The 17,736-nt window shown below is 69.3% G+C and carries 16 protein-coding genes; 3 read left to right on the top strand and 13 right to left on the bottom strand.

Translation table 11 applies throughout. The annotated features are described in order from the left end of the window. Window positions 1-42 precede the first annotated feature (42 nt). The 4 genes from EV216_RS11745 to EV216_RS11730 are packed head-to-tail and all read right to left on the bottom strand — an operon-like array spanning window position 43 to window position 6,726. Complete coding sequence (locus tag EV216_RS11745; RefSeq protein ID WP_132695666.1) at window positions 43-2,094, bottom strand: hypothetical protein; 2,052 nt, start codon at window positions 2,092-2,094, stop codon at window positions 43-45. Further along, on the bottom strand, window positions 2,091-4,847 hold the full coding sequence (locus tag EV216_RS11740) for a DUF4159 domain-containing protein (RefSeq protein ID WP_132695664.1): 2,757 nt from the start codon (window positions 4,845-4,847) through the stop codon (window positions 2,091-2,093). The genes EV216_RS11745 and EV216_RS11740 overlap by 4 nt, the downstream gene beginning before the upstream one ends. After that, on the bottom strand, window positions 4,847-5,722 hold the full coding sequence (locus EV216_RS11735) for a DUF58 domain-containing protein (RefSeq protein WP_132695662.1): 876 nt from the start codon (window positions 5,720-5,722) through the stop codon (window positions 4,847-4,849). The genes EV216_RS11740 and EV216_RS11735 overlap by 1 nt, the downstream gene beginning before the upstream one ends. Then, window positions 5,719-6,726, bottom strand: a complete 1,008-nt coding sequence (locus EV216_RS11730; RefSeq protein ID WP_132695661.1) for an AAA family ATPase — start codon at window positions 6,724-6,726, stop codon at window positions 5,719-5,721. The genes EV216_RS11735 and EV216_RS11730 overlap by 4 nt, the downstream gene beginning before the upstream one ends. Window positions 6,727-6,809: 83 nt before the next feature. On the opposite strand from EV216_RS11730, the gene EV216_RS11725 reads away from it, so the two are divergent. Next, entirely contained in the window at window positions 6,810-7,388 is a 579-nt protein-coding gene (locus EV216_RS11725; RefSeq protein WP_243642061.1) for a DUF1285 domain-containing protein, read from the top strand. Between the two features lie 37 nt (window positions 7,389-7,425). Here EV216_RS11725 and polA read toward each other — a convergent pair whose 3' ends face one another. From polA to EV216_RS11710, 3 genes are all read right to left on the bottom strand, one after another. Then, window positions 7,426-10,224, bottom strand: coding sequence for a DNA polymerase I (polA, locus tag EV216_RS11720; RefSeq protein WP_132695757.1), 2,799 nt, complete (start codon window positions 10,222-10,224; stop codon window positions 7,426-7,428). A gap of 62 nt (window positions 10,225-10,286) precedes the next feature. Continuing rightward, window positions 10,287-11,066, bottom strand: a complete 780-nt coding sequence (locus EV216_RS11715) for a DsbA family protein (protein ID WP_132695657.1) — start codon at window positions 11,064-11,066, stop codon at window positions 10,287-10,289. Next, a complete protein-coding gene (locus EV216_RS11710; RefSeq protein ID WP_132695655.1) occupies window positions 11,063-11,272 on the bottom strand; it encodes a zinc-finger domain-containing protein in 210 nt (69 codons plus the stop codon). The genes EV216_RS11715 and EV216_RS11710 overlap by 4 nt, the downstream gene beginning before the upstream one ends. 97 nt (window positions 11,273-11,369) lie before the next feature. Between EV216_RS11710 and EV216_RS11705 the strand changes: the two genes are divergently transcribed. Both EV216_RS11705 and EV216_RS11700 read left to right on the top strand, forming a co-directional pair. Continuing rightward, on the top strand, window positions 11,370-12,314 hold the full coding sequence (locus tag EV216_RS11705) for an ABC transporter ATP-binding protein (protein ID WP_132695653.1): 945 nt from the start codon (window positions 11,370-11,372) through the stop codon (window positions 12,312-12,314). Further along, entirely contained in the window at window positions 12,311-12,853 is a 543-nt protein-coding gene (locus tag EV216_RS11700) for a pseudouridine synthase (protein ID WP_132695651.1), read from the top strand. The genes EV216_RS11705 and EV216_RS11700 overlap by 4 nt, the downstream gene beginning before the upstream one ends. A 68-nt stretch (window positions 12,854-12,921) precedes the next feature. Here the strand turns inward: EV216_RS11700 and EV216_RS11695 are convergent, their stop codons facing one another. The 6 genes from EV216_RS11695 to EV216_RS11675 form a co-directional block, all read right to left on the bottom strand. Then, on the bottom strand, window positions 12,922-14,031 hold the full coding sequence (locus tag EV216_RS11695) for an ABC transporter ATP-binding protein (RefSeq protein WP_243642060.1): 1,110 nt from the start codon (window positions 14,029-14,031) through the stop codon (window positions 12,922-12,924). Beyond that, window positions 14,028-14,831, bottom strand: a complete 804-nt coding sequence (locus EV216_RS11690) for an ABC transporter permease (RefSeq protein WP_132695649.1) — start codon at window positions 14,829-14,831, stop codon at window positions 14,028-14,030. The genes EV216_RS11695 and EV216_RS11690 overlap by 4 nt, the downstream gene beginning before the upstream one ends. Then, window positions 14,828-15,715, bottom strand: a complete 888-nt coding sequence (locus EV216_RS11685) for an ABC transporter permease (RefSeq protein WP_132695648.1) — start codon at window positions 15,713-15,715, stop codon at window positions 14,828-14,830. Before EV216_RS11685 ends, EV216_RS11690 begins: the two co-directional genes overlap by 4 nt. Before the next feature lie 127 nt (window positions 15,716-15,842). After that, window positions 15,843-16,223, bottom strand: a complete 381-nt coding sequence (locus EV216_RS11680) for an HIT domain-containing protein (protein ID WP_132695646.1) — start codon at window positions 16,221-16,223, stop codon at window positions 15,843-15,845. 9 nt (window positions 16,224-16,232) lie between these two features. Further along, window positions 16,233-16,493, bottom strand: a complete 261-nt coding sequence (locus EV216_RS18785; RefSeq protein WP_279388214.1) for a DUF5928 domain-containing protein — start codon at window positions 16,491-16,493, stop codon at window positions 16,233-16,235. Continuing rightward, window positions 16,447-17,703 (bottom strand): S8 family peptidase, encoded by a 1,257-nt coding sequence (locus tag EV216_RS11675; protein WP_132695644.1) that lies wholly within the window; start codon window positions 17,701-17,703, stop codon window positions 16,447-16,449. The genes EV216_RS18785 and EV216_RS11675 overlap by 47 nt, the downstream gene beginning before the upstream one ends. Window positions 17,704-17,736 lie beyond the last annotated feature (33 nt).

Raw genomic sequence — 17,736 nt, 5'->3', positions numbered from 1 at the left:
TCCTCCCGGGATATTTGCGGCCAAAAAAGAACTGGGGCGCAGCTAGCGGCGCCCCTCGCGCAGCCAGGCGCCCAGGCTGAGGGCGGCAGCGAGCAGCAGCATCGCCCAGGCCGGGGCCAGCGGCGTGATGCGCAGATCGGCGGTCAGGTAGGCCCCGCGCGGGGTGATCCCGATCCAGCCCCGGCCCGCCGCCAGCCGCCCCTCGCGCACGGTGCGGATGTCGGGCAGCCCGGCATGGATCGGCAGGATGCCGCCCCGCGTCGGCTCGACCGCGGGGGCCAGCGGCACGCCGCTGGCGATCGTTTCCTCGAATTCGCGGGGCGCAGACGGTCCCAATGCGATCACGGTTTCCAGTTCCGCATCCGACAGACGGTAAAGCCCGATCTCTGGCCCTTCATAGGTGGCCTGGAACCGGCCCGGCGCGGTTTCCTGCAGATCCAGCGTCTCGGTCTCGCCATCGGGGCGGGTGATCTCGACGCCGCGCGCGCCTTCGGACAGCGAGCGGCGGGTGATCGTCATGGTCTGGCCCTCGGCGGCGGCGCCCAGCGATTCCTCTTCGAGGTCGGGTTCCTTCATCATCCAGTGCGCGAGCTGGCGCAGCAGTTCCATCTGTGGCCCGCCGCCCTCGAAGCCGCGATTCCACAGCCAGGCGTGATCCGAGGCCATCAGCGCCACGCGCCCCTCGCCCACCCGGTCGAGCAGCAGAAGCGGCCGCGCGCCGGGGCCGGACATCACCGCCTGCCCGCCTCCGGCCTCAAGTTCGATCAGGCGGAACCAGCGGCCCCAGGGGCCGTCGGCCTCGGCCTCCAGCCCCTCGGTCACCGGGTGGCGCTGGCCCAGTTCGGTGATCTCGGGGCGGAAGCCCTCTTCGAGGACGCGCGCCGTGGGCGCGGCGGGCAGGATCTGGGCCAGAGGCGAGCGGTAGAGCGAATCCGCGCTGGCAAATTCGGGTCCGGCCGCGATCAGCACCGCGCCGCCCTTTTCGACATAGTCGCGCACATTCTCGAGATAGAGCCCGGGCAGGATGCCGCGCCGCTTGTAGCGGTCGAAGATGATCAGGTCGAACTCGTCGATCTTGTCGAGGAACAGCTCGCGCGTGGGAAAGGCGATCAGCGACAGTTCCGACACCGGCACGCCGTCATGCTTGTCGGGCGGGCGCAGGATCGTGAAATGGACGAGGTCCACGGAACTGTCCGATTTCAGCAGGTTGCGCCAGGTCCGTTCGCCCGCATGCGGCTCGCCCGAGACCAGCAGGACGCGCAGCCGGTCGCGCACGCCGTTGATCTGGACCACGGCGGCATTGTTGCGGTCGGTCAGTTCGCCCTCTTCGAGCGCCACCGAGAACTGGATCACGTTCCGGCCCGCATGGTCCAGCACCAGCGGCACGTCGATATCGCGGTTCAGCGGCACCGTGTAGCTTTGCGCAGGCCCGCCATCGATGGCCACCCGGACCTGCGTCGTCTGGCCGAGCGTGGCGGGCACCGCGCCCTGATCCTCGATCCGCAGCGTCAGCATGACCTGTTCGCCAAGAATCGCAAAGGCCGGGGCATTGCGCACCACCAGCCGCCGGTCCCAGTCGTCGCGCTGTCCGGTCAGCAGCGCGTGCAGCGGCGCGGCCATGGGCGGCGCGCGGTCCAGATCGTGCACCTGCCCGTCGGTCAGCAGGATCGCCCCCGCCAGCCGGGCGCGCGGCACCTCGGCCAGCGCGGCGGCCAGCGCGGTCATCAGAAGCGTGCCCTCGTTGCCCTCGCCATCGCCCACGCGGAGGATGCGCAGTTCGGTATTTTCCAGCGCCGCGATCTCGGCCTCGATCCGGGCGATGGCGGCGGCGGTCTGTTCGGGGCGGTCGGCAAGGCGCTGGCTGGCGCTGTCATCGACCACCAGAACCACGATGTCCGACAGCGGGTTGCGTTCCTCGGTCTGGAGCGCGGGATTGACCAGCGCCGCCAGGATCGCCGCCGCCGCCAGCCCCCGCAGCCACCAGCCCGCCAGCCCGCGCCACAGGGCAAGGCCGGTGATCGCGACGGCCAGGGCCGTCAGCACCCAGACCAGCGGCCAGGGGATCAGCGGATCGAGGATCACGTTGCCGGTCATTGGCCCAGCCTGTCCAGAAGTGCGGGCACATGGACCTGGTCGGATTTGTAGTTGCCGGTCAGCACATGCATGATCAGGTTGACGCCGAAGCGATAGGCGATTTCCCGTTGCCGTTCGCCTGCATAGCCGCGGCCCACCGGGAACATCGCGCCGCCCTGCGCATCCACCGCCCAGGCCGCGGCCCAGTCATTGCCGCCGATCACCACCGGCGTCACCCCGTCATTGAGGTCGCGGAACGGCATCCCCTCGGCCTGTTCGGCATCCGCGGGGGCGGCCTCGACCCAGACATCGCGGCTGGTGTGGCGGCCGGGGAAATCCTGCAACAGGTAGAAGGTGCGCGTCAGCACATGATCGGCGGGCAGGGGTTCCAGCGGCGGCACGTCCAGCGGGCGGGCCAGTTGCTGGAGCCGCCGCCCTTCGGGCGAGGCGCCGCCGAAGCGGGCCACATCGGCGTCGCGGGTGTCGAACAGGATCATCCCGCCGGTGCGCAGGTAGCGGTTCAGCCGGGCATAGGCCTCGGGCGAGGGGATCGGCTGGTTCGCCGTCACCGGCCAGTAGAGGAAGGGAAAGAACGACAGCTCGTCGGTTTCGAGGTTCACCGCGATCGGGTCCGCCGGTTCGATCGAGGTGCGCTGGATCAGCTTCTGCGACAACCCCCAGAGCCCGGCGCGCGCCACCTCGTCCACCCGGGCATCGCCGGTCAGCACATGGGCCAGCACCACCTCGGTCGTGGCCCGAAGCGCCAGCTCGTCCACCTGCGCCTCGGCGCCCCGGGGCAGCATCAGCGCCAGCACGAGGACCGCCGCCGCGCCCGAGCGTTGCCCCCTGAGCCGCCCCGACAGCCACAGGGACGCCAGAATGTCGGCGGCCAGGATCGCCAGCGCGGCCGTCAGAACCCAGCCCTTGAGCAGGGTTTCGCGCGCGACGGCCAGCCCCTCGACCGGGATGCGCGCGGGCCATGTCGTGGGGGTCAGCGCCGTTTCGGGGCCGATCACGTTCAGCGCAAGCCGGCGATCCTCGCCGGCATACAGCCCGGGCGGAAGGTCGGGGGCGGGGCGTGCCTCGGCCAGGCGTTCGCCGGGGATGCCGGGCAGATTGCCCGCCTCGCCCGCCTCGCCGAAGCCGTCCAGAACGGTTTCCGCAACCCAGGTCGTGCCGCGCAGCTCGTCCACCTCGGGCCGGGCGGGGCGGGTCGAGACCGCCAGCCGTTCCAGCATCTGCACGAACAGCCCCGAAAGCGGCAGCGTGGACCATTCCGCATTGGCCGTGACGTGGAACAGAACCACCTGCCCGTCTTCCAGCCGCTTGCGCGTGACCAGCGGCGTGCCGTCGGCCAGCGCCGCGATCGCGCGTTCGGCCAGTTGCGGATCGGGCTGGGCCATGACCTGCGCAGTGACCTGCACATCGCCGGGGATCGTCAGCCCGAAGAAGGGCGAGGTTTCGGCGAAGGGGCGCAGCGCCTTGGGCTCGCCCCAGCTCATCGCGCCGCCCACGGTGCGCCCGCCTGCGCGCAGCCGCACCGGCATCAGCGGATCCTCGGCATCGCGGCTGATATCCGAGGCGGCCAGCCGCGGCCCGGCAAAGCGCACCAGAAGCCCGCCGCGCTCGACCCAGTCCTGCAACGCCTCGGCCTCGGCGGCGGAGAGGGTCGCGACATCGGCCAGCACGATCACATCGGGGCTGGCGAGGATGATGTCGGCCAGCGCGCCGTCGATCAGGTCGGCGGTCGGGTCCAGCGCCTTTTGCAGGTAGAACAGCGGCGAGAGCAGTTGCAGCCCCTCGCGGTCGTCGCGCCCCGCGATCAGCGCCACGCGCCGCCGTTTCAGGCTGTCATCGGTCAGGCTGACCGCACCGGCGGAGCGCACGCCCTCGATGGCGAAGCGGCTGATCCGGTTGCGCAATTCGGGCGGCAGGACGAGGTCCGCCGTCACCTCGGCGGCGCCCGGTTCGAAACCGGCAGGCACCCGCGCCAGCACCCGTTCCACGCCCGCCGGATCGCGCCCCGTCGCGGCCAGCGTGATCTCGGAGGTCTCTCCCGGCCCGGCGCGCAGCGCGGTCAGCCTTATCGCGCCATCCTCGAAGATCGCGGGGCGCAGCGCCAGAACCGGGCGCGGGCTTTCGAAGACGCGCAGGGTTCCCGCCGCCTCGAACCGCGCGATCAGGTCGCGCCGCCCCTCGTAATCCAGCCCGCCCGACATCCAGAACGTGTCGAAGCCGCCCTCCAGCGCCCCGGCCCAGTCCGACAGCGCCGCCGGATCGGGCAGCCAGGCGGCGGGCTTCAGACCGGCCAGACGGCTGGCCCAGGCCTCGGCCGACTGGAGGGGAAGCCCCGCCTCGGGCAGGGCCGTCGCCTGCACCACCGCCACGGGCCGCCCGTCGCGCCCGGCCTCGTCCAGAAGCGCCGCGACCCGGTCGATCCGGCGCGGCCAGTCGCGCGCATCGGCCCATGTGCCGTCGATGAAGACCAAAAGCGGCCCCTGCCCCGGCTGACGCTCCTGCGGGTTCAGGACGGGGCCTGCAAAGCCCAGGATCAGCGCCGCCACTGCCAGCATGCGCAGCAGCAACAGCCACCAGGGCGTCTTGTCGGTCTGGGTCTCGTCATCGGTCAGGCCGAGCAGCAGCGCGACGCCGGGAAACCGCCGCCGGATCGGCGCGGGCGGCACGGCGCGCAGCAGGAACCACAGCGCGGGCAGCGCCAGCAGCGCCCAAAGGAGCGCGGGCGCGGTGAAGCCGATGCCGCCCAGCGTCCACATCAATGCACCCGTTCCAGCGCGCGAAAGAGCCAGAGCAGCGAGCCCTGCGCCGACTCGCCGGTGTGATGGGTCGAGAAATGCCAGCCCGTCGCGCGGGCCAGATCGGCCAGCCGCGCCTTGCGCATCGCCAGCCGGTCCAGGTAGCGGCCGCGCAGATCGCCTGCCTTGAGCGTTTCATGGCGCAGGCTGCCGCCCATGCTTTCGAAGATCGTGCGACCGTCGAAGGGGAACGCCTCTTCCACGGGGTCGAGGATCTGCAACATCGCGCCCTTCACGCCCTTGTCGGCGGCCTCGGTCAAGGCCCGCTCGACCGGCGCCGGATCGCCCAGGAAATCCGACAGGAACACCGCGCGCGAATGGGGCGGCATGCTGCGTGCCTCGGGGGCGCCGTAATCCGCCGCGGGGTCGGTCCCGCCCAGCGCCTCGGCAATGCGCAACAATTGCAGCGGCCCGCGCCGCGCGGGCAGGCCGGTGCCCGCAAGCCCCACCCGCTCGCCACCGCGGGTCAGCAGGACCGAAATGGCCAGCGCAAGGACGCGGGCGCGTTCGGCCTTGGTCGGATGCGACTTCGCCCCCGAAAACCCCATCGACGCCGAGGCATCGACCCAGAGCAGCACGCTTTGCGCCGCCTGCCATTCGCGTTCGCGCACGAAATGGGCATCCGACCGGCCCGAGCGGCGCCAGTCGATCATCCGCGCCCCGTCGCCCGCATGGGCCGGGCGGTATTGCCAGAACTCGTCGCCCGTGCCCGCCCGCCTGCGCCCGTGCTCGCCCAGCAGCACCGCCTGCGCCAGATGCTCGGCATCGGCCAGAAGCGGCGGCAGCGCGGCCGCCAGCCCCTCGGCCCGGGCGCGGAGGGCGGCGGGATCGCTCACGCCGCGGCCTCGACCCGCAAGGTCTGGCGCGCGACGGCCTCGATCACGTCGGGCAGGCTTTCGCCGCGCGCCCGCGCCGCAAAGCTCAGCGCCATGCGATGGGTCAGCACGGGGGCGGCCATCTTGAGCACGTCATCGGCGGAGGGCACCAGCCGCCCCTCCAGCAGCGCCTGCGCGCGCACCGTCAGCATCAGCGCCTGCGCCGCCCGCGGCCCCGGCCCCCAGGCCACGGCATCGCGCACGATCTGCGGCGCCTCGGGTTCGCCCGGACGGCAGGCGCGCACCAGATCGAGGATCAGTTCGACCACCGTTTCGCCCACCGGCATCCGGCGGACGATCTTCTGCGCGGCGATCAACTGGTCGGCGCTGAACACCTCATGCGCGGCTTCCTCCTCGACGCCGGTGGTGGCGATCAGGATGTCATGCTCGGTCCTGCGGTCGGGATAGGGCACGTCGATCTGGACAAGGAAGCGGTCAAGCTGCGCCTCGGGCAGCGGATAGGTGCCCTCCTGCTCGATCGGGTTCTGGGTGGCCAGAACGTGGAAGGGCGGTTTCAGCGGATGGGCGGCGCCCGCGATGGTGACCGATTTCTCCTGCATTGCCTGCAACAGCGCGGATTGGGTGCGGGGGCTGGCGCGGTTGATCTCGTCGGCCATCAGAAGCTGGCAGAAGATCGGCCCCTCGATGAAGCGGAAGGCGCGGGAGCCGTCCTCGCCGGTGTCCAGCACTTCCGAGCCCAGAATGTCGGCGGGCATCAGGTCGGGCGTGAACTGGATGCGCGCGCCATGCAGCCCCATGACCGTGGACAGCGTGTCCACCAGCCGCGTCTTTCCCAGACCCGGCAGACCGATCAGCAATCCGTGGCCACCGCACAGAAGCGCCGAAAGCGTCAGGTCCACCACCCGCTCCTGCCCGATGAACCGCCGGGTGATGCTGTCCTTGGCCTCGGCCAGCCGCACGCCCAGCGCCTCGATCTCGGCCACCAGTTGGGTCTCGTCGGACATGACATCTCTCCCTGCGATGCTATATGGGCCAGTATCGCCACATATCGCCCGCGTCACAAATGGCAAAAACCGAAGCGTCACAAATGATCGTGAAACCCGATCCCGACAGGCTGGCCGCCACGGCCAGCGCGGCGGCGCGCGAGGGGAAGCTGCCGCCGGTCGAGATGTGGAACCCGCCCTTCTGCGGGGATATCGACATGCGGATCGCGCGCGACGGGACCTGGTTCTACCTTGGCACGCCGATCGGACGGGCGCCCTTGGTGCGGCTGTTCTCGACCATCCTGAAACGCGAGGGCGCGCGGTATTTCCTGGTCACGCCGGTCGAGAAGGTGGGGATCACGGTCGAGGACGTGCCCTTTGTCGCCGTCGATTTCGAGCGGACGGGCGAGGGTGCCGGGCAGGTCCTGACCTTTGTCACCAATGTCGGCGACCGGGTTGCGGCCGGGCCGGATCATCCGATCCGCGTCACCCGCGATGCCGTAACCGGCGAGCCCGCGCCCTATGTTCATGTCCGCAGCGGGCTGGAGGCGCGGATCGACCGCAAGAGCTTTTACCGGCTGGTCGAGATCGGCACGACCGAAGCGCATGAGGGCGCGGACTGGTTCGGGCTGCGCTCGGGCGGGGCGTTCTTCCCCGTGATCCCTGCGGCCGAACTGCCCTGAGCGATGCGCCGGGGCTTGCGCGGCGCCAGGCCCGCCGTCAATGCGCCGCCGCCCAGTTCGCCCCCTGCCCGGCATCGACCACCAGCGGCACATCCAGCTTGACCGCGGGCATCGCCGCCCCCTCCATCACATCGCGCACGCGGGCGATCACGTCCTCGGCGGCGTTCTCGTCCACCTCGAAGACCAGTTCGTCATGGACCTGCAACAGCATCCGCGCGGGCAGACCATCGAGTGCGGCGGGCATCCGGATCATGGCGCGGCGGATGATGTCGGCCGCCGTGCCCTGGATCGGCGCGTTGATCGCGGCGCGCTGGGCAAAGCCCGCCTGCGGCCCCTTGGCGCCGATTTCGGGGGTGTGGATCCTGCGCCCGAACAGGGTCTGGACATGGCCCTTGGCCCTGGCGAAGGCGACGGTTTCGCTCATGTAGTCCTTGATGCCCGGGAAACGCTCGAAATAACGGTCGATGAAGCCCTGCGCCTCGCTGCGCGGGATGCGCAACTGGCGGGCAAGGCCGAAGCCCGAGATGCCGTAGATCACGCCGAAATTGATCGCCTTGGCGCGGCGCCGGATCTCGGGCGTCATCTGGTCGAGCGGCACGTCGAACATTTCGGAGGCGGTCATGGCGTGGATGTCCTGGCCCTCGCGGAACGCCTGTTTCAGCGCGTCGATGCCGGCGACATGGGCAAGGATGCGCAGCTCGATCTGGCTGTAATCGAGGCTGACCAGAATCTTGCCCGTATCGGCGACGAACGCCTCGCGGATCCGGCGGCCGTCTTCGGAGCGGACGGGGATGTTCTGAAGGTTCGGGTCGGTCGAGGCCAGCCGCCCCGTCACCGCGCCGGTGATGACGTAGGAGGTATGCACCCGGCCCGTTTCGGGGTGGATATGGTCCTGAAGCGCATCGGTATAGGTCGATTTCAGCTTGGCGATCTGGCGCCAGTCCAGCACGCGGGCGGGCAGGTCGTGGCCTTCGGCGGCCAGATCCTCCAGCACGTCGGCGCCGGTGGCATAGGCGCCGGTCTTGCCCTTCTTGCCGCCCGCAAGGCTCATCTTGTCGAACAGGATCTCGCCCAGCTGCTTGGGCGAGCCGACATTGAATTTTTCGCCCGCAAGCTCGTGGATATCGGCCTCCAGCCCCGCCATCTTCTGGGCGAAGGCGTTGGACATGCGGCTGAGGGTGTCGCGGTCGACCTTGATGCCGGTCATCTCCATCTCGGCCAGCACGGGGACCAGCGGGCGTTCCAGCGTCTCGTAGACGGTCGTCACGCGCGCCCGGTGCAGTTGCGGCTTGAAGAGCTGGGCCAGCCGCAGGGTGATGTCGGCATCCTCGGCGGCGTATTTCACCGCCTCGTCGATCGGCACCCGGTCGAAGGTGATCTGGGATTTCCCCGTGCCCAGGAGCGACTTGATCGGGATCGGGCTGTGGTCGAGATAGCGTTCGGACAGCGCGTCCATCCCGTGGCCGTGCAGCCCGGCATTCATCGCGTAGGACATCAGCATCGTGTCGTCGATGGGCGCGACCGCGATGCCATGGCGGGCCAGCACCTTGGCGTCGTATTTCATGTTCTGGCCGATCTTCATCACGGCCGGGTCTTCGAGCAGCGGCTTGAGCAGCGCCAGCGCCTGGGCCAGCGGCATCTGCCCCTCGGCCAGCGCATCCGCGCCGAACAGGTCGCCCCCGCCGGTCTTGTGGCCCAGCGGGATGTAACAGGCCCGCCCCGGTTCGACGGCCAGCGAGATGCCGACCAGATCGCAGCGCATCTCGTCTAGGCCGGTGGTCTCGGTATCGACGGCCACCCAGCCCCGCGCATTCGCGGCCTCGATCCAGTCCCGCAGCGCCGCGGCGTCGCGCACGCAGTCATAGGTTTCGGGCGTGAAGGGCAGCCGCGCGGGGGCCGCGGCATCCGCGGCCGGGGCGGGTTCGGCGGCGGCGGGCGGTTCCAGCCCCAGCGCGTCGGCGATGCGCCGGGTCAGCGTGCGGAACTCCATCTGCGTGAGGAAGTCCATCAGGGTGGCGGGATCGGGCGCGCGCACCTCCAGATCGTCCAGCGTCACCTCCAGCGGCATCGCGGCGTCCAGCGTCACCAGCCGTTTCGACAGTTCGATCTGCGCGCGATGCTCGATCAGCGTCTGGCGGCGCTTGGGCTGGGGGATGTCCTCGGCGCGGTCCAGCAGCGTTTCCAGGTCGCCATATTCCTGGATCAGGAGCGCGGCGGTCTTGATCCCGATGCCCGGCGCGCCGGGGATGTTGTCGACCGAATCGCCCGCCAGCGCCTGCACGTCCACGACACGATCGGGGCCGACGCCGAACTTTTCCTCGACCTCCTCGACGCCGATGCGCTTGCCCTTCATCGCGTCCAGCATCTCGACGCCATTGCCGACAAGCTGCATCAGGTCCTTGTCGGAACTGATGATGGTCACCCGCCCCCCGGCCTCGACCGCCCTGCGGGTCAGGGTGGCGATGATGTCGTCGGCCTCGAACCCCTCCTGTTCCAGACAGGCGATGTTGAAGGCGCGCGTCGCCTCGCGGGTCAGCGGGATCTGCGGGCGCAGATCGGCGGGCATCTCGTCCCGGTTGGCCTTGTAGAGGTCGTAAAGATCGTTGCGGAAGGTGTGGCTGCCCTTGTCGAAGACCACGGCCACATGGGTCGGCGCATCCGGCCCCGCGTTGTCCTGGACGTATTTGTGGATCATGTTGCAGAAGCCCGAGACCGCGCCGATCGGCAGCCCGTCGGATTTCCGCGTCAAGGGGGGCAGCGCGTGGAAGGCGCGGAAGATGAAGGCCGAGCCGTCGATCAGGTGCAGGTGGCAGCCCTTGCCGAATGTCGTGCCCATGTCCGTGTCCCCCTTGGCGGTGCGCTCCGGTCTTGCCATGACGGCGCGCGCTTCGCCAGCCTTCAGGCGCAGGGGGCGGTCGCGGCCTCGGCGGCTTCCAGCGCGATCAGGCGGTCCAGATCGGCGGCCTCGATCCGGCCCAGAACGGCGGTGCGGCCCACCACCAGCGCGGGGGTGCCGAAAAAGCCGAACAGATCCGCAAGGCCCCGGCTGGCCGCCAGTTGCCGGTCGATCCCGGGCGCGTCCATGTCGGTCCGCAGCCGCGCGCCATCGAGCCCCAGCGCATCGGCCAGCCGCGCCAGCGCCTCGGGCGTGGGCACCAGCCGCCCGCCCGAGATCCGCGCGTGAAGCGCAGGCCCCGCGCCCTGTTCCGCCGCGGCCAGCACCGCGCGCGCGGCCATGACCGACGCCTCGCCCAGCAGGGGCAATTCGTGCCATGCGAGCCGGATCGACGGCGCAGCACCGCCGGCGCGTTCGCGCAGCAAGGGGGTCATCACCCGGCACCAGGTGCAGCGGACATCGGTGAAATAGGCCACCGGCACGGCGCCCGTGCCGACCGCGCCCCCGAACAGATGCCCGCACAGCCCGTCGCGCAGCGTCTCGGGCGCCGGGCGGGGCGGGGCGTCCCCCAGCCCGATCAGGATCGGCGAACCGGCCGAAACCGCGCCCGTGTCAAGCCGCCGGAAGCCCGGCAGGCCCGCAACCGGCGCGAATTCGAAACCGGGCGGAAAGGCCCGCCGCCACAGCCCCGGACCCGAGGCGATGGCCCCATAGGCCAGCGCGATGCCGCCCAGCCACAACAGGTTGCGCCGCAGCCGCCCGCGTGGGTCAGGCGCGCTCATCCCAGGCTGTCGGCAAAGCTTTCGTGAACGAACCGCTTGTCGCAATAGCCGCAATCGACAAAGCCCGTCTCGTGCGGGATCACCAGCCAGACGCGGGGATGGCCCAGCGCGGGGCCGCAGCCATCGCAGGCCACGCGCCACTGGCTGACGATCTCGGTCTCGGGGGCGTCGATCGCGCGCGGGTCGCGGGTGGCTTGTATGGTCATCTCTGGGCTCCGCTCGTTGCCGGGGCGACGGGGTCGCGTTAACTCGGGGGGCATGATAGCGAGGACCGGGGCACGGGCAAGCGGCAGAGGCGCACAGATGGGCGAAAACGCGATCGAGATCGAAAGGCTGACCAAGACCTATGCCGCCAGCGGCGGCCAGCCCCCGAAACCGGCGCTGAAGGGGGTGGACCTGGCGATCCCGGCAGGCTCGATCTTCGGGTTGCTGGGGCCGAACGGCGCGGGCAAGTCCACGCTGATCAACATCCTTGCCGGTCTGGTGCTGAAGACCGGCGGAAAGGTGCGGATCTGGGGCTTCGACCAGGACGTGAACCCGCGCCAGTCGCGCGCGGCCATCGGCGTCATGCCGCAGGAACTGAACATCGACCCGTTCTTTACCCCCCGGGCCGCGCTGGAAATGCAGGCGGGGCTTTACGGCGTGCCGAAATCGCAGCGCATCACCGACCGCATCCTCAAGGCCATCGGGCTGGAGGACAAGGCCGATGCCTATGCCCGCAACCTGTCGGGCGGGATGCGGCGGCGTCTGCTGCTGGGCAAGGCGCTGGTGCATCGTCCGCAGGTTCTGGTGCTGGACGAGCCGACCGCGGGCGTCGATATCGAGCTGCGCCAGATGCTGTGGACCAATATCCGCCGGTTGAACGAGGAACAGGGCACCACGATCATCCTGACCACGCATTACCTGGAAGAAGCCGAACAGATGTGCGGCGAGATCGCGATCATCAACCATGGCGAGGTGATCGCCCGGGATTCGACCGCGGCCCTGATCGGACGGATGGATGCCAAGACGCTGGTGATCCACCCCGAAGCGCCGGTGAGCGCGCCCCCCGCGATGCCGCCCGGCGTCGAAGCCAGCCTGCGCCGCGACGGCGCGCTGTGCTTCACCTATCGCCGCCGCGAGATCCCCACCGGGGCCGTGATCGAGGCGGTGCGCGATGCGGGCATCACGATCCGCGACATCGCGACCGAGGAACCCAACCTCGAGGACGTCTTCGTGGAACTGACCTCGGCCAAGGGCGCGGCGTGAGCCGGGTGATCCTGTTCAACAAGCCCTGGGGCGTTCTGTCGCAATTCACCGACGCGGGCGGCGGGCACCGGACGCTGGCCGAGTTCATCGACATTCCCGGCATCTATCCCGCCGGGCGGCTGGACCGCGACAGCGAGGGATTGCTGGTGCTGACCGATGACGGGCGGTTGCAGGCCCGCATCGCCGATCCGCGCCACAAGATGGCCAAGACCTATCTGGTGCAGGTCGAGGGGATTCCGCCCGACGCCGCACTTGAGGCGCTGGCCCGGGGCGTGACGCTGAAGGACGGCCCGACCCGGCCCGCCCGCGTGCGCCGGATCGAGGGCACGCCCCCCGGGCTGTGGCCGCGGACGCCGCCGGTGCGGTTTCGCAAGTCGGTGCCCGATTGCTGGATCGAGGTGACGATCACCGAGGGCCGCAACCGCCAGGTGCGCCGGATGACCGCGGCGGTGGGCCACCCCACGCTGCGGCTGATCCGCTGGCAGGTCGGCGACTGGACGCTGGCGGGGCTGGAAAGCGGGGCGTGGCGCGCGGCCTGAGGGCAAAGGTGGGCGCTGCCCCCCGTCCTTACGGACTCCCCCCGGGATATTTCCGGCCAGAAGAAGGCTCAGGCGAACAGCACCAGAGAGCGCGCGTCCCAGGCGACGCGGGCCTCGGTGCCGCGTTCCAGAACGGGGCGACCGACGAGATTCTTCATCGAGATGGTCATCGGCCGCTCGACCCCGTCAAGGCGGACCTCGTAATAGGTCATGTCGCCGTAATAGGAGAGATCTTCGACCACGCCGGTCGCCACGCGCCTGTCGGTGGTTTCGCCGGGATAGAGGATCGACATGGTTTCGGGGCGGATACCGACGCTCTGGGTCTGGCCGGGGTGCCAGCCGCCGGGCAACTGGTCGGGGCCGATCACGGCGCGGCCGAGTCCTGCGGCCTCGACCTCGATATGGGTTTCGTCGGCGACGGTGGCGCGGGCGGGCAGGAAGTTCATCACGCCGATGAACTCGCCCACCTTGCGGCTGACCGGGCGGCGATAGAGCATCTGCGGCGTGTCGAGCTGCGCGATCTGGCCCTCGAACATCACCGCGATGCGGTCGGACATGATCAGCGCCTCTTCCTGGTCATGGGTGACGAGGATGAAGGTGATACCGACCTGGCGTTGCAACCGGCGCAACTCTCCCTGCATCTGGTCGCGCATCTTCTTGTCGAGTGCCGAGAGCGGCTCGTCGAGCAAGAGGACCGTGGGTTCCAGGATCAGCGCGCGCGCCAGCGCCACCCGCTGGCGTTGCCCGCCCGAAAGCGCATGCGCCGCCCGTCCGCCAAAGCCCGCAAGCCCCACCATGGCAAGCGCCTGCTCGACCTTCGCGGCGCGCTCGGCCCGGGACAGGCCCGAGCGGCGCAGCCCGAAGCCCACATTCTCGGCCACGCTGAGATGGGGAAAGATCGCGTAGGACTGGAACACCATGTTGGTGGGCCGCCTGTTCGCGGGCACCCCGGCCATGTCCTGCCCGTCGATGAACAGCCGCCCTGCGGACAGGTCCTCGAATCCGGCGATGGTGCGCAGCAGCGTGGTCTTGCCGCAGCCCGAGGGGCCGAGCAGCGAGAAGAACTCGCCCTGCCGGATCTCGGCGCTGATGCCGCGCAGCGCGTGGTAGTCGCCGTAATATTTCTCCACCGCCTCCAGCGTGATGATCGGCCGGGCCTCGGTGCGCGTGTCTTTCACAGGAATCCTCCGGCGTCTTTCTGCCCGGTGCGCGCGGCGCCCCGGCGGCGGGCATATTCGGCAATCGCCAGCAACAGGACCGAGGCCAGCACGAGGATCGTGCCCAGCGCCATGATCACCGGCAGCCGCTGCGGAAAGCGCATCTGGCCCCAGAGATAGACGGGCAGCGTCGGTTCGGTCCCGGTCAGGAAGAAGGCGATGATGAACTCGTCCAGCGAGATGGTGAAGGCGATCAGCAGCGACGAGATGATCCCCGGCATCACCAGCGGCAGCGTGACAAGGCGAAAGCTGGACCATTTCGTCTCGCCCAGATCCACCGCCGCCTCTTCGAGCGAGCGGTCGAGCCCCTGGAAGGCCGAGTTCAGGATCGCGATGGCAAAGGGCGTCGCGATCAGCACATGGCCCATTATCACCGTCCAGGCGCCAAGCGACAGCCCCAGTTGCAGCAGCACCACCAGCAGCGACACCGCCACGATGATCTCGGGCAGCACAAGCGGCAGCATGATCAGCCCCATGATCCCCTTCTTGCCGGGAAAGGCGAAACGCGTCGCGGCCCGCGCCGCCAGCACGCCCAGGCAGGTCGCCAGGATCGCCGAGATCACCGCGATCTTCAGGCTGTTCAGCACCGCGGCATGCAGCGCCGGAATTTCGGCAAGCTGGCGGAACCAGTCCCAAGTGAAACCCCTCAGCGGAAAGGCGATCACCGTGCCGTCATTGAAGGCAAAGACCGGCAACAGCGCGATCGGCGCATAGAGAAAGCCGAGGTAAAGGATCGCGTAGACGCGCAGCGGCCGTTTCATTCCCGGCCTCGCAGGTAACGGCGGTTGAGGAACACGAAGACCAGCGCCACGACCGTCACCATCGCCATGGTCAGCACCGCCAGCGCAGCCCCCATCGGCGCATTGTTCAGCCGCAGGAACTGGGTCTGGATCATGTTGGCGATCATCCGCCCGTCCGGCCCGCCCACCAGCACCGGCGTGACGTAATCCCCGATCGTCGGGATGAACACGATCAGCACCGCCGCTACCACGCCCGGCATCGCCAGTGGCAGCGTCACCCGCCAGAAGGTCGAGAGGTACCCCTCGCCCAGATCGCGGCTGGCCTCGTGCAGGCTTCGGTCGATCTTTTCCAGCGCCACGAAGATCGGCAGGATCGCAAAGGGCGCATAGGCATGGGCCAGCGTGATGACCACCGCATTCGCGTTGTAAAGGATAAAGGTCAGCGGCTCGTCGATGATCCCCAGCCCCAGCAGCGTCGTGTTGAACACCCCGTTATAGCCCAGGATCACCTTCCACAGGAACACGCGGATCAGATAGGAGGTCCAGAACGGGATGGTGATCAGGAAGATCCACATCGCCTTGCGTTCCGGCGCGACATAGAACGAAACGTAATAGGCAATCGGAAACGCCGCCAGCACCGTCGCCATCGTCACCGCCGCCGAGATCATCAACGAACGCAGCAGCAACTGGCGATAAAGCGGATCGGACAGCGCCTCGCGATAGTTCTTCAGCGTCAGCGTGGTGTCGATGGTCAGGTAATCCTGCGACCAGAAGCTGAACAGCAGGATCGCGCCCAGCGGAACCGCCAGCAGCAACAGCGCATAGGCCAGCGGCGTTGCCACCAGCAGGTAGCCCTGTGCCGCCTCGCTCCGGCCGAAGCCCGGCCCCCTGTTCCCGTCGTTCATTCCGTTGCGTGCGCCTCCAGATTCGCGGCGATCATGGGTAGGGACGCGGCGCTGTGCAAGCCCCGCTCGGGGGTCGACAGGCGAAAAACCGGGCGCCCGCCCGAAAATGCGGCAGGCGCCTTGCGCCTCAGGCCGGGGCCAGCATCCGCCCCAGATCGCGCCCGCCCAGGATATGCACATGCATGTGCGGTACCTCCTGGATCGCATCGCGGCCGGAATTGGCGATCAGCCGGTAGCCCGCGCCGCCCGCGCCCGGCTGAAGGCCCTTCTGGCGGCAGATCTCGCCCAGGACACGGGTGAAATCCGCGATCTCGGCCGCCGTGGCCTCCAGCGCGAAATGATCGTAGCACATATAGGGCCCCTTGGGGATCACCAGCACATGCACCGGCGCCTGCGGCGCGATATCGTTGAAGGCCAGCGTGTAGGTGGTTTCCATCACCGTGTCGTTCGGGATCTCGCCGCGCAGGATCTTCGCGAACACGTTCTGGTCGTCATAGACATAGGGCATGGGGCCTCCTCAATCGGCGAAAAGCTGGTCGGTCGCGGCGATCTTGCCTGCCGTTTCGTAGGGGATCGAGAGGAACTGCGCCAGAGGGGCAGCGTTGTCCGCGGGCGTGCGCCGCCCCTCCATGCGAGGCGGGTTGGCAAACCTCGCCTCGTCCAGCCGGTCGCTCTCGCTCCCTATCTCGCGTCGGCTTGTCGGCGACGACCGCGCAAGTGCCCCGCCCGCCTCAGCCGATCGGCGACAGCGGCGCCTGCGCCAGCCCCTGCCCGCGATCGGCGACCTGCACGCCCGGCGCGATGCCCGCCACCGTGGCCGAGGACAGCAACCGCATGCTGACCGTCCCGGCATTGGCCGGCAGCGCCCCCGCGCGCGTCGCCTCCCACCACAAGGCGGCCAGCCCCGCGACATGCGGACAGGCCATCGAGGTGCCCGACAGCGCGACCAGCCCGCCGCCCGCCCTGGCCGACAGAACCCCCACGCCCGGCGCGGCGATATCGGGATTGGTGTTCGAGAAATCGGCGATCCGCAGCCCCGCCGCGCCCTGCTGGAGCGCCCCCACCGCGATGCAGCCCTCGGCCACCGCCGGGACCGAGGCGCCGACCTCGTAATTGGGATGGATCTCGCGGCGGCTCTCGTTGCCGCTGGCCGCGATCACCACCGTTCCGCCATCGAACACCGCCTGCTGCCGGATCATGTTCATCAGCGCGTTGAACATCGCCAGATTGGTCCGGAATCCTTCCAGCGCGATCCAGGTGGCCAGATCGGCGGGGAAATCCTCCTGTTCGATCAGCAACTTGACGAGACCGGGAAAATCGAATCCCAGCGACATCGAGATCACCTGAACCCGCTCCTCCGACGCCCGCTTGAGCGCGCTGAACATCATCTCGGACGTGCCCGAACCGGCCGCGCTCAGCACCTTGCCGATGAACGCCTCGCCCACCCCGCGGGCCACGCCGATCCGCTGGCCGTTCACGTCCCGGCCAAAGATCGTGCCCGCGCAATGGGTGCCATGCCCGTTCCCGTCGCCATCGCCCTCGCCGGTGAAATCCTGCTGGACCAGTGTTACGTCGGCAAAGGCCGGGTGGGCCGCATCGATGCCGGTATCCAGCACCGCCACCTTGACCCCCGCGCCGGTAAAGGGCGAGGCATCGGCGCGCACCGCCTTGATGCCCCAGGTCTCGGTCGCCGCGGCATTGGCGGGATTGTCCTTCGGCGCGATCAGCGAGGTCGGGATCGAGCGCACCACCCCCACCACATCGCCCTGGCGCAGCGCGTCCTTGGCCTCGTGCGCGGTCAGATCGGCACTGTCAAGTTCGGGGCCGGGCGGCAGCATCGTGCCGATGGTCGCCCCCAGCCGTGCGCCCCCCGCCTCGCCCAGAATGCCGGGTATCCCCGACGCCTCGCCGAACGCCTCGCCGGTCACCCGCTTGCGCAGGTCGGCATTGCGGTCGCGCAGGATAACGTAACGCGACAGATCTCCCATGGCCTTTCCCCCCTATGGTTCAACGCTCACCGG

Origin of the sequence: Rhodovulum steppense, assembly GCF_004339675.1 — a bacterium.
In the GTDB taxonomy this organism is placed as follows: Bacteria; Pseudomonadota; Alphaproteobacteria; order Rhodobacterales; family Rhodobacteraceae; genus Rhodovulum; species Rhodovulum steppense.
Note: the sequence above shows the minus strand (reverse complement) of the source record. Positions and strands in the feature narration are given on the sequence as shown.

Excerpts from the sequence above, each read along its gene's own strand:
- EV216_RS11745 (WP_132695666.1), bottom strand. The coding sequence starts at position 2,094 with ATGACCGGCAACGTGATCCTCGATCCGCTGATCCCCTGGCCGCTGGTC.
- EV216_RS11740 (WP_132695664.1), bottom strand. The coding sequence starts at position 4,847 with ATGTGGACGCTGGGCGGCATCGGCTTCACCGCGCCCGCGCTCCTTTGG.
- EV216_RS11730 (WP_132695661.1), bottom strand. The coding sequence starts at position 6,726 with ATGTCCGACGAGACCCAACTGGTGGCCGAGATCGAGGCGCTGGGCGTG.
- EV216_RS11725 (WP_243642061.1), top strand. The coding sequence starts at position 6,810 with ATGATCGTGAAACCCGATCCCGACAGGCTGGCCGCCACGGCCAGCGCG.
- polA (WP_132695757.1), bottom strand. The coding sequence starts at position 10,224 with ATGGGCACGACATTCGGCAAGGGCTGCCACCTGCACCTGATCGACGGC.
- EV216_RS11715 (WP_132695657.1), bottom strand. The coding sequence starts at position 11,066 with ATGAGCGCGCCTGACCCACGCGGGCGGCTGCGGCGCAACCTGTTGTGG.
- EV216_RS11710 (WP_132695655.1), bottom strand. The coding sequence starts at position 11,272 with ATGACCATACAAGCCACCCGCGACCCGCGCGCGATCGACGCCCCCGAG.
- EV216_RS11705 (WP_132695653.1), top strand. The coding sequence starts at position 11,370 with ATGGGCGAAAACGCGATCGAGATCGAAAGGCTGACCAAGACCTATGCC.
- EV216_RS11690 (WP_132695649.1), bottom strand. The coding sequence starts at position 14,831 with ATGAAACGGCCGCTGCGCGTCTACGCGATCCTTTACCTCGGCTTTCTC.
- EV216_RS11685 (WP_132695648.1), bottom strand. The coding sequence starts at position 15,715 with ATGAACGACGGGAACAGGGGGCCGGGCTTCGGCCGGAGCGAGGCGGCA.
- EV216_RS11680 (WP_132695646.1), bottom strand. The coding sequence starts at position 16,223 with ATGCCCTATGTCTATGACGACCAGAACGTGTTCGCGAAGATCCTGCGC.
- EV216_RS11675 (WP_132695644.1), bottom strand. The coding sequence starts at position 17,703 with ATGGGAGATCTGTCGCGTTACGTTATCCTGCGCGACCGCAATGCCGAC.